Source organism: Rhodoferax sp., assembly GCF_028689305.1.
GTDB lineage: Bacteria > Pseudomonadota > Gammaproteobacteria > Burkholderiales > Burkholderiaceae_C > Rhodoferax.
Window position 1 is genome coordinate 1 of sequence record NZ_JAQTWM010000103.1, and the last position, 11,070, is coordinate 11,070.

General features: G+C 61.6%; 10 protein-coding genes. 6 read left to right on the plus strand and 4 right to left on the minus strand.

Features of this window, described 5'->3' with window-relative positions; translation table 11 throughout:
* From PHW99_RS16070 to PHW99_RS16080, 3 genes are all read left to right on the plus strand, one after another.
* Positions 1-1,084 (plus strand): hypothetical protein (locus PHW99_RS16070; RefSeq protein WP_300179866.1); only part of this gene is annotated, 1,084 nt, incomplete at its 5' end.
* A gap of 136 nt (positions 1,085-1,220) precedes the next feature.
* Positions 1,221-2,048 (plus strand): proteasome-type protease, encoded by an 828-nt coding sequence (locus PHW99_RS16075; protein ID WP_300179869.1) that lies wholly within the window; start codon positions 1,221-1,223, stop codon positions 2,046-2,048.
* A 32-nt stretch (positions 2,049-2,080) separates the two neighbouring features.
* Positions 2,081-2,902 carry an alpha/beta hydrolase gene (locus tag PHW99_RS16080; RefSeq protein ID WP_300179872.1) on the plus strand — a complete coding sequence of 274 codons (822 nt, stop codon included), beginning with the start codon at positions 2,081-2,083 and terminating at the stop codon, positions 2,900-2,902.
* Positions 2,903-2,913: 11 nt separating this feature from the next.
* Here PHW99_RS16080 and PHW99_RS16085 read toward each other — a convergent pair whose 3' ends face one another.
* From PHW99_RS16085 to PHW99_RS16095, 3 genes are read right to left on the minus strand one after another with little or no spacing between them, the layout of a single operon-like run.
* Complete coding sequence (locus PHW99_RS16085; RefSeq protein WP_300179875.1) at positions 2,914-4,587, minus strand: ATP-binding protein; 1,674 nt, start codon at positions 4,585-4,587, stop codon at positions 2,914-2,916.
* Positions 4,584-5,891 (minus strand): HD-GYP domain-containing protein, encoded by a 1,308-nt coding sequence (locus PHW99_RS16090; RefSeq protein ID WP_300179878.1) that lies wholly within the window; start codon positions 5,889-5,891, stop codon positions 4,584-4,586. Before PHW99_RS16090 ends, PHW99_RS16085 begins: the two co-directional genes overlap by 4 nt.
* Before the next feature lie 4 nt (positions 5,892-5,895).
* Positions 5,896-6,729 (minus strand): undecaprenyl-diphosphate phosphatase, encoded by an 834-nt coding sequence (locus PHW99_RS16095; protein WP_300179881.1) that lies wholly within the window; start codon positions 6,727-6,729, stop codon positions 5,896-5,898.
* Between the two features lie 128 nt (positions 6,730-6,857).
* Here PHW99_RS16095 and PHW99_RS16100 point away from each other — a divergent pair, with 128 nt between their 5' ends.
* The 3 genes from PHW99_RS16100 to PHW99_RS16110 are packed head-to-tail and all read left to right on the plus strand — an operon-like array spanning position 6,858 to position 9,967.
* Entirely contained in the window at positions 6,858-7,880 is a 1,023-nt protein-coding gene (locus PHW99_RS16100) for a histidine kinase (RefSeq protein WP_300179884.1), read from the plus strand.
* Positions 7,873-9,117 carry an HD-GYP domain-containing protein gene (locus PHW99_RS16105; RefSeq protein ID WP_300179887.1) on the plus strand — a complete coding sequence of 415 codons (1,245 nt, stop codon included), beginning with the start codon at positions 7,873-7,875 and terminating at the stop codon, positions 9,115-9,117. Before PHW99_RS16100 ends, PHW99_RS16105 begins: the two co-directional genes overlap by 8 nt.
* Before the next feature lie 16 nt (positions 9,118-9,133).
* Positions 9,134-9,967 carry a LytTR family DNA-binding domain-containing protein gene (locus tag PHW99_RS16110; protein ID WP_300179893.1) on the plus strand — a complete coding sequence of 278 codons (834 nt, stop codon included), beginning with the start codon at positions 9,134-9,136 and terminating at the stop codon, positions 9,965-9,967.
* Here the strand turns inward: PHW99_RS16110 and PHW99_RS16115 are convergent.
* Complete coding sequence (locus tag PHW99_RS16115) at positions 9,954-10,790, minus strand: helix-turn-helix domain-containing protein (protein WP_300179890.1); 837 nt, start codon at positions 10,788-10,790, stop codon at positions 9,954-9,956. The two genes, PHW99_RS16110 and PHW99_RS16115, sit on opposite strands and share 14 nt — an antisense overlap.
* Positions 10,791-11,070 lie beyond the last annotated feature (280 nt).

The window sequence follows — 11,070 nt, forward strand, 5'->3', positions numbered from 1 at the left end:
GGGTATGAAGATCGCTCAATCCGCCGTTGCGCTGCAAAGCTGGCATGCCAGCGCCTCGGTGCAAACCCAGTCCATCCAGGCGCGGGCCTGGGTGGGTAGCCAGCGGCCAGACTTTGAAGGCCGCAACACCACCACGCGCCGGGCCGATGCCGGGGTTCAGTTGACGCTGTCTGGCGCTGCCCGCGCCAGCGTGCGGGCAGATGCCGCCCAGCGGACCAGGCCATGTGAGACCACCACCAGCGACGCCGCCTGTGACGTGGAGCCGCGCCTGCGGGTCCTGATGGACATGGTGCAGGCCATCACCGGCCGGGCGGTCAAGGTGTTTCACGCCAGCGAGTTGCGCGGCCAGCCGACACCGGCCACACCGGCGGCGCCACAGCCAGCGCAGGCACAGGCTGACGCCACGGCCACTGCGGTGCAAGGCTGGGGGGTGGAGGTGGACAGCCACAGCACGCTGCAGGAGTCCGAAACCACCCAGGTACAGGCCCAGGGCACTGTACTCACCGCCGACGGGCAACGCATCTCTTTTGCGTTGACCCTGACCATGGCGCGCTCGTTTGAGCAAACCACCGATGTCGCCGTGCGCCTGGGTGACGCGGTGCGCAAGGACCCGCTGGTGATCAACTTTGACGGCCAGGGGGTGACGCTGACCGACACCCAGTTTGCCTTTGACCTCGAAGGTGATGGCCAGAACGAGTCCATCGCCATGGTCGGTGGCGGCAGCGGTTTTCTGGTGCTGGACCGCAACCACGATGGCCAAGTCAACGACGGCACCGAATTGTTTGGCCCGCGCAGTGGCGATGGTTTTGCCGATCTGGCCCAGTACGACCAGGACGGCAACCAGTGGATTGACGCCAACGATGCCATCTACAGCCAGCTTGGCGTCTGGCAGCGTGACACCGATGGGCAGGACCGCTACAGCAGCCTGGCCGATCACAAGGTCGGGGCGCTTTACCTGGGCCGGGTTGACAGCCCGTTTTCCGTGAACACAGCGGCCAACCAGACCCTGGGGCAGGTGCGCAGCACCGGGCTGTTTTTATACGAATCCGGTCAGTCTGGCACCGTACAGCAGGTGGATCTGTGAGGTCTTGCCCGGCCAGACCAGTGTGACCCGGGGACGGGGCATCACACGCGCCCATCCCCTGCCGGAACCAAACCACACCGGCCTTGAGCCACAATAACGGATTGGGCCCCAGCGCCTGCTCTTGTTTTCATGTGTCATGACCTACTGCGTCGCCATCAAACTCAATGCCGGACTCGTTTTTTTGTCCGACTCCCGCACCAACGCCGGGTTGGACCAGATCAGCACCTTTCGCAAGATGATCGTCTACGAAAAACCCGACGACCGCTTCATGGTGCTGCTGTCGGCCGGCAACCTGAGCATCTCGCAGTCGGTGCGCGAAATCCTGCAGATTGAGCAGCTCAAGGAGCACCCGGACGGCGACCCGATCACGATCTGGAACGCCAAAAGCATGTTCGACGCCGCCCGCGTGCTGGGCGCGGCCATTCGCCATGTGTACGAACGTGATGGCGCCTCGCTGAAGGCGGCCGGGGTGGATTTCAATGTGTCGCTGATATTTGGCGGTCAGATCAAGGGTGAAGGCATGCGCCTGTTCCAGGTGTATTCCGCCGGCAACTTCATCGAAGCCACCCCCGAGACGCCCTACTTCCAGGTGGGCGAATCCAAATACGGCAAGCCGGTGCTGGACCGCGTGATCACCCCCAACACGCCGCTGGACGAAGCCGCCAAGTGTGCGCTGGTGTCCATGGACTCAACGCTCAAGTCCAACCTGTCGGTCGGACTGCCGCTGGATCTGGTGGTGTATGAGGCCAACCGCTTCCAGACCGACAAGGTGGTGTGTATTGACGACAACAACCCGTATTTCAAAATGCTGCACAACAGCTGGGGGGTCAAGCTGCGCGAAGTGTTTGACAGCATTGAAGACCCGATGTGGAACGGCGAGACCACCAGCGTGCCGCTGATGCAACCGGCCAGCCGCAGCCTGCCGCTGAAAAAAATCGCCACCCCGCAAGACAAGCTGATCTGAGCCCGGACCAGACCGTGCCCACACCATCGCCCATGAACATCGTTTTTTCCCATGCCAACAGCTTCGGTGCCAGCACCTATGGCGTGTTGTTCAAGGCGCTCAAGAGACGTAGCCTGTCCGTCAAGGCCATTGAGCAGTTCGGCCACGACCCGAACTACCCGGTGACCAGCAACTGGCCGCACCTGGTGCAGCAGCTGATTGACTTTGCCCAGGCCGAAGTGGACCAGGCCGGGGCACCGGTGTTTCTGGTGGGCCACTCGCTGGGCGGGTTCCTGAGCCTGATGGCCGCGGCCAAGGCACCCCAACTGGCGCGTGGTGTGCTGCTGCTGGATGCCCCCATTCTGGGCGGCTGGCGCGCCAGTGCGCTGGGTATGGCCAAACACACGCGGCTGGTCGGCACCGTGTCCCCCGGCGCGGTGAGCCGACGCCGGCGCCAGCAGTGGACCAACCAGGCCGAGGCGCTGGCGCATTTTCAAGGCAAAAAGGCCTTTGCCAAATGGGACCCGGCGGTGCTGGCCGACTACATCACCCACGGCACCCGCGACGCCGTGATCGACGGTGACACCCGGCGTGTGCTGAGTTTTGAGCGCGATGTGGAAACCGCCATCTACAACACCCTGCCGCACAACCTGCCTGCACTGCTGCGCCAGCACCCGCTGCGCTGCCCGGTGGCTTTTATTGGCGGGACCCACTCCGCTGAAATGAAACAGGTTGGCATGGCCATGACCGAACGCATCACCAAGGGCCGCATCATGATGCTGGACGGCTCACACCTGTTTCCGATGGAACGGCCACTGGTGACCGCTGCTGCCATGGAAGCGGCGCTGCTGAACCTGACCACCCTGACCGCCTGAGCGGCAGCCACTCACTTGCTTGGCGGCGGTTCCGAAACCGCGCGCGGCAAAAAAACGGTGAAGGTGGCCCCCTTGCCCAGCTCACTGGTCACCTCGATGTGGCCGCCGTGTTTCTTGACAATGTCATAAGACAGCGACAGCCCCAGGCCGGTGCCCTTGCCCACCGGTTTGGTGGTGAAAAATGGGTCGAAAATTTTTGGCAGATGCTCCGGCGCAATGCCTTTGCCGGTGTCCTGCACTCGAACCCAGACCTGTTGTTCGTCAAAGCCAGTGCTGATCACGATCCGGCCCTTGTCCGGCAGCGCCTGCGAGGCATTGACCAGCAGGTTCATGAACACCTGATTGAGCTGGAACGGATGGCATCTGACCTGTGGCAGGCCGGCAAATTCCTTCACCACCTCGGCCTTGTACTTGAGCTCATTCCAGACCACCCGCAAGGTGCTTTCCAGCCCGGTTTCCAGGTCGGCCCACTGGAATTCGACGTCGTCCACATGGGAGAAATTCTTCAGATCCTGCACGATGCGTGTCACCCGCTTGACGCCATCGAGCGACTCGTTCAGCAGTTCAGCAATGTCGCCACACATGAACGCGTAGTCCAGCTCCTGCTTGATCGCCCTGATCTGCTGCTGCGTGGCTGCAGGCAACTCGGCCTCGGCCTGCTGATAAGCCGCCAGCAAACGCATCAGATTGGTCACATACGCCTGCAAGGAACCCAGGTTGGAACTGACAAAGCCCACCGGGTTGTTGATCTCATGCGCCACGCCGGCGGCCAACTGGCCAATCGACGCCATACGCTCGGACTGCAGCAACTGGCCCTGGGTGGCTTCCAGCCGCCGCAGCAGCTCAGCCATGTGTTCCTTTTCGGCATACAGCGTTTCGTTGAGCACCTGCAGGTCAGCGGTACGCTCCTGCACCCGTGCCTCAAGCTGATCGCGTGAGTCGCGCAGTGCCTGGGCATCCAGCGTGCGCTGGGTAATGTCCTGGACGCTGAAAACGCGCCCGATGATTTGTTCATTCAGGTGCTGTGGTCGCGAGCTGAGCTCAAACACCCGGCCATCGTGATGGTGCACGGTGTCCTTGGTTTCTGCCGGATCCACAATCGCACGCAGGCGGGTGCGCACCAGATCCGACTCCTGCACCGACTGGGCGACAAAGGCCAGGATGCCTTCGTCATTCTGCGCCTGCAGCAGCTTCTCGGGCAAGGCCCACATGCTGCCAAACAGCCGATTCATGCTATTGACCTGGCCACGCCAGTCCACCACCAGAATCCCGTTGCCGGTGGATTCCAGCGTGGCTCGCAATTGCGACAGTGTCTGCGCCAACGCGTCCTGCACCTGACGCACACTTTGCGTCTGCGTTGCCAACACCAGCAACAGTTGGGACCCCTCATGCTCCAGCCGCCGGATCGACTTGCTCACCGTCAGCAAGTCACCGCTGGCGCACAGGTACTGGTCTTCCTGGTGCTGGACTTCCAGGCAATGGCCGTTACGAACATCCTCCCAGTAAAACACGTCCTGCAACGCACTTTCGACATCAGTGATGGACATGCCCGTGAGCTGCTGGGCCGTGTAGCCCAGCGCATTGGCCACCGATGCATTGGCCATCACGATGCGCAGCGTCGCCTGGTCCACCAACAGCATCATCGTCGGGCTGTGGTCAAGCATGAGCCGGGCCAGATCACTCACACGCCGCCCCCTGGTGAACGTTTTGCTGCCGCATCAAAGTAATAACTCACCCGCTTGCGCGGGTTCAGGTAGGCATACACCTCGCGCGGCACCTGAGCGGGCCGAATGGCCTTGGCAATGTTGAGATCGGTTTCCAGGTCCATGTCCAGCAGCATGGCTTCTTCCTTGGGCACTTCGGCGTTGTACACCAGCACAACCGGCTTCATGGGCCGGGTCGTGTTGACCGTGGACACCAGACCGACAGCCCCATTGGACAACTGCACGATCGTGCCCGGTGGATACACCCCCAGACAACGGATGAACACCTTCAGCAGTTGGGGGTCGAACTTGCTGCGCAATTTGGCAAACATGAGTGACAGCGCCTCATGGGGTGTCAGGGCATCGGCCACCGCAGCCGGGTTACACAACTCGTTGTAATAGTTGGCAATGGCCACCATCCGCGACAGCAGGCTGATCGACTCACCTTTGAGTTTGGCCGGATAACCGCTGCCATCAAACAACTCGTGATGCTCGCCAATGATGGCAATGGCGCCGGGTGCCAGGTTCATGCGTTTGGCGATCGCCACCCCGTAAACCGGGTGCTGTTCAAAAAAATTGCGTTCGGCAGGCGTCAGCGCCTCGGTTTTCATCAGAATCCGGGCCGGCACCTCTTTCTGCCCAATGTCGTGCAACAACGCCCCGACCCCCAGTACGCCCACCACCTCAGCTGGCAGCTTCAGGTCACGCGCCATCATCATGGACAACATCGTGACGTTCAAGGAATGAAAATACGTTTCTTCCCCGCCGAGCTTGTCGCCCATCACCTGAATCGCCAGCTCCGGCGCACTGAGAATGGATTCGGCAATCTGGTCAACCAGCCGGGTGGTCTGCTGCAGTGTTTCAACCGGGCGGCTCAGCAGGTTCTTGTCAATCTCCCGCAACGTGTTGGCGGTGTGGGCAAAAGCTTTTTCAATGCGCTGCGCCGTCTGGCGGCGCTGCTGGATCTGTCCGATCAGGGCACGCTTGGCCTGCATCACCTCTGCGGTTTCCGCTGGCGCCGTTGCCGCCGCAAGCACACTGACCGTCGCGGCAACACCTGCCGGCACCGGCTGCGGCGTGCTGCTGTCCATCGGGGTCGCGGGGTCGCTGAGTTCGGGACTGCAACGCACGGTCTTCAGGCCCAGGCTGCGGATGACCCGGATCTCGTCCGCGGAACTGATCTTGAACTGGCTGAAGGCAAACGGGTGGTCAAACCACTTCAGGTCAAGGTAGACATACAGCCCCACCCGAAGCTGGTCCATCGTGACAAGGTTTGGGGTGTCCATGGCATCAAGCCGCCCAGGTCACCACACCTGTCCAGGCGGTCACCAGCACCACCAAACCAAACCCAATGCGGTAGTAGGCAAAACCCACAAAACTGTGGCTGGCAATGTAGCGCAGCAACCAGCGAATGCACAGCCAGGCACTCAGGAAAGACACCACCAGTCCGACGCCAAACAACGGCAGATCGGCCAGCGAGAGCAGCGCCCGCTCCTTGTACAGGCTATAGGCGCCGGCCCCCACCAGGGTCGGAATGGCCAGGTAAAACGAATAGTCAGTGGCCGCCTTGCGCGACAGGCCCAGCAACATACCGCCAATGATGGTGGCACCGCTGCGGCTGGTGCCCGGAATCATCGCCAGACACTGCACCAAGCCCACTTTCAGCGCGTCCATCGGGGTCATGACGTCGGCGTCATTCACTCGCACCGTCGCCGGGTTGGCCTGCTGGCGACGTTCGGCCCACAGAATCACCAAACCACCAAGAATAAAAGTGCTGGCCACCACCACCGGGGTGAACAGGTGCGCCTTGATGGCCTTGCCAAACAGCAGGCCCAGCAGCACCGCCGGGGAAAACCCGATCACCACATTCAGGGCCAGACGCTGTGCCTGTTGCCCGGTAGGCAAGGCCAGCACAGTGGTGCGGATCTTTTGCCAGTACACCAGGATCACGGCGAAGATGGCGCCAGTCTGGATGGCGATGTCAAACACCTTGGCCTTCTCGTCGTCGAACCCCAGCAAGGCACCGGCCAGGATCAGGTGCCCGGTCGATGAAATCGGCAGGAATTCGGTCAAGCCCTCCACCACGCCCATGATGGTGGCCTTGATCAGCAACACAATATCCACAGTCCCTCCTTGTTCTGGGCGCAATTATCCTCCGCGCATCCTTCACAAACACCATTCACCCCCAGGAAAACGACTTTCGTCGCGCGGACAGGCAGGTCGTACCGACTTTCAGGAACAATAGAGCGGTCATGCATCAAAAGCCGAATTTCCAGCGCCTGCTCCTGGTGATCATTTTCAACACCGTGATCGCCCTGGGCATCAGTGTGTTCACCTCACACGGCCTGTGGGTCAATTGGGTCCACTCGCAATGTATCGGCATGAGCATCTGGGCGCTGACCGATTTTGGCCAGTTCTGGCTGATTCCGGACATCGAGCACCAGTGGCGCCGGCTGTTCCTGCTGGTACCGGTATCGGTGACGCTGGGTTATGTGGTGGGCAGTGCCATGGCGCGTGCCCTGCTGCCGGTCGGCAGCCTGGGGGTTGGCGGCAAACCCGCCGAACTGGAACTGGGGTTCCTGTTCGTCAGCCTGATCGCCGGCGGCGTCATCACCTACTACTTCATGAGCCGCGAACAACTGGCACGGGCACGTGCCGACATCGCCCGCAGCCAACGCCAGGCCGCCGAAGCCCAGCTCATGCTGCTGCAAGCCCAGCTCGAACCCCACATGCTGTTCAACACCCTGGCCAATCTGCGCGCGCTGATTGCGCTGGACCCGCCGCAGGCCCAGGCCATGCTGGACCGGATGGTGGCCTATCTGCGCGCCACCCTGAACTCATCCCGCGTCACTGCCCACCCCTTGCAGGCCGAGTTTGACCGCCTGCGCGACTACCTGGAGCTGATGGCCGTGCGCATGGGGCCGCGCCTGCACTATGTGCTGGATTTACCGCCGGAACTCGCTGCCCAGCCGGTGCCACCGCTGTTGCTGCAGCCACTGGTGGAAAACGCCATCAAACACGGCCTGGAACCCAAGGTCGAAGGTGGCCGCATCAGCGTGCGCGCCACCCGGACGCAGGATCACATCACGCTGGAGGTGGAAGACACCGGCGTCGGCCTGTCGGCCGACCCGACCCCACCCGACGGCTTCGGGCTGGCCCAGGTGCGCGAACGGCTGGCCACTACCTACGGCGCCAAAGGAACTATAGAATTAATAGCTGCTAATCAAGGTAACACGCGGGCCAGAGTCACTTTTCCTCTGGAAAAACATGCTTAAACGTATCCGTGTCGAACAGTTGAAGTTGGGGATGCATCTGAAGGAGTTTTGCGGCTCCTGGATGGAACACCCCTTCATCAGGACCAGCTTTGTGCTGACCGATCCCAAGGACATCGAAGCCATTCTGGCCTGCAGCATCAGGGAAGTCTGGATTGATACCGACAAGGGGCTGGACGTTCCGGCCGGGGAAACTGCGCTGACGCTTGCCGAAACTGAAGCCGAGGTTCAAACCACGCTGCCACACCCCAAAGCGCTGCCGCGCCAGACCACCCCGGTGCCCATCGCCGCTGAAATTGAGCAGGCCTCGCGCATTTGCCAACAAGCCCAACAAGCGGTCATCTCCATGTTTGAAGAGGTTCGTATGGGCAAGGCCGTGGATGTGGGCGGCGCCAAACATCTGGTGGAAGAAATTTCCGAATCGGTCGCCCGCAACCCAGGCGCCATCATCAGTCTGGCGCGCCTGAAAACCGCCGACGACTACACCTACATGCATTCGGTGGCGGTGTGCGCCATGATGGTGGCCCTGGCCCGCCAGCTTGGCCTGGACGAAACCCAGACCCGCTCCTGCGGCACCGCCGGGCTGCTGCATGACGTGGGCAAGATCGCCATCCCCAACGACATTCTCAACAAGCCGGGGAAGTTGACCGAGGCCGAATTCGACCTGATGAAAACACACCCGCTCGAAGGCCACCGGCTGCTGCAGAACAGCCCCGGCGTCGACCCGGTGGCGTTGAGTGTGGCGCTGCTGCACCACGAAAAGGTCGACAGCTCGGGCTACCCCCAGGGTCTGCGGGACGATGAGATCAGCCTTTATGTCAAGATGGCCTCGGTCTGCGATGTGTACGATGCCATCACCTCCAACCGCCCCTACAAGGCGGGCTGGGACCCGGCCCAGTCCCTGCACAAAATGGCCGAATGGTCCAAAGGGCATTTTGATCTGCACGTGTTCCAGGCCTTTGTCAAAAGCATGGGCATCTACCCGATCGGCTCGCTGGTGCGTTTGAGTTCAGGGCGCATTGGCGTGGTCACGGAACAGTCGCCCAGAAGCCTGACCACACCGGTGGTCAAGGTGTTTTTTTCCACCAAGTCCAATCTGCGTATGGGGCCGATGTTGCTTGATTTATCAAAAAAAGACACCACCGAAACCATCATCAACCGCGAAGACCCCCAGCAGTGGCAATTCCCTGACCTTCATGAGTTATGGTCAGGCTTACCCAACCTGGGGCGCCATTTCTGACGCTGCGCCTTGCACCATGGCCCTGCACCCGACTGCCCTGATCGCCGAAGACGAACCCCTGCTCGCCGCTGCGCTGCAGACTGAACTGGCGCACGCCTGGCCCGAGCTGCGTGTGCTCGCGACCGTGGGCGACGGCCACTCCGCCGTGGCGCAAGCCCTGGTGCTGAAGCCGGACGTGCTGTTCTTCGACATCCGCATGCCCGGCCAGACCGGCCTGGACGCCGCCGCCGAACTGGCCGAGCGCTGGGAGACCGGCGCGGCGGGCGCGCGTCCCTTCCCGGCTCTCGTGTTCGTGACCGCCTACGACGACTACGCGGTGCAGGCGTTCGACGCCCAGGCGGCGGACTACCTGCTCAAGCCAGTGCAGGTGGACCGGCTGCAAAAAACCGTAGAAAAATTGAGGAAAGCCAGCGTTAAAAGGTCATTTATCGCTATGGAATCAGAAGCATCCATGGAGCCCGTGCTGGCCCAGCTGCGCGCGCTGCTGGCCCCGCAGGCCGCCAACCCGGTGGCCCGGCTGAGCGTGATCCCGGCCAGCCTGGCCGGCACAGGCGGCGCCAGCATCCGCATGGTGCCGGTGGACGAGGTACTGTATTTCGAGGCCGCCGACAAGTACGTGCGCGTGCTCACGGCCAGCGCCGAGTACCTGATCCGCACCCCGCTCAAGGAACTGCTGCCACAGCTGGATGCGCAGACCTTCTGGCAGGTTCACCGCAGCACCGTGGTGCGCGCCAGCGAGATCGACACCGTGACCCGCGACGAGGCCGGAAAGTTCAGCCTGTCCCTGCGCGGCAGAACAGGAAAACTCCCGGTGAGCCGGCTCTACGCGCATCTGTTCAAGGCGATGTAAGGCCGGTTAGCGCGGTTGCAACGGGCGTTGTCGCCGCCAGTCTTTCGCACGCCAGCCGGGTTTGATCGTCCATCGGAAAATAGCTCTCGATTCGCAGCTCATCCAGTGTGACCTGCTGAGGCGCGGAGAAAACCGTCACCGCCGTCAAAAAGCCAAGCGCCAGCGGGCCACGTTCAAGTTGCAGCGAAAGCGTGGGTTCACAAATGCCCGAAAAGTCAGGATGGCGCCAGGATGGCGGTACATCCGGATAGGCCAGCACGCGCTTCAGCAATGCCCAAAGACGGGCATCATCCGGGCGGCTCAAGGCCTCACGGTGGAGACGGGAGATCATGTACTGTCCTACCCGTGGCCAGTTTTTGATGAATGGGCGCGCCAATTGGGGGTCAAACACCAGCCCATACAAATTCACCGTCATCAGCAAGCGGGCCGGGTCAACGACGAAGTGCGAAAACACGGTATTTGCCGCATCGTTGGTGCGAAGCACGTCATACCCAGCGTTCATCACGACCAGCGGAAAAGGTTCCTGCTGGCGCAACATGTGCGCGATGGTCCTGCCAATGACAGGGTCAATGGTATCCAGCGCCGGTTCAGGAAACCGGGCCGGGAAAGAAGCGGCACGAAGCACGGTGTTTTGGTCCCTCAAAGGAAGCGCAAGCGTGCTCATCAGGCGCAGCACCATCTCTTCGCTCGGACTGGCGCGTCCTGACTCCAAAAAACTCAAGTGGCGCGCCGACACATCGGCGGCCATTGCCAGATCAAGTTGGGACAGCCCGCGGCGTCCACGCCAGTACTTGAGCAGGGCGCTGAATAGTTTGTCGGCCATGCGGGCACTTTAGCAGCTACGCCAAACCCGGCAATTACCTCATCTGGTAGTTGCCGGCCGCTGGTGGAATCGAGATCATCATGAAAATCTTCACAAGGAAATCTGATGACCCGAAAAACGTTTCTGGCCCTTGCCGCAGTCATCGCATTGGGTGTTGGCACCGTCGCCTTGCTGTTCCCCGCCGATTTATTGGCCAGCAAGGGCACTGTACCCAGCGAAGCCGCCAATTTGTGGATGCGTGAAGTCGGCGTACTGCTGGTCTGCATTGGCGTCATAGCCA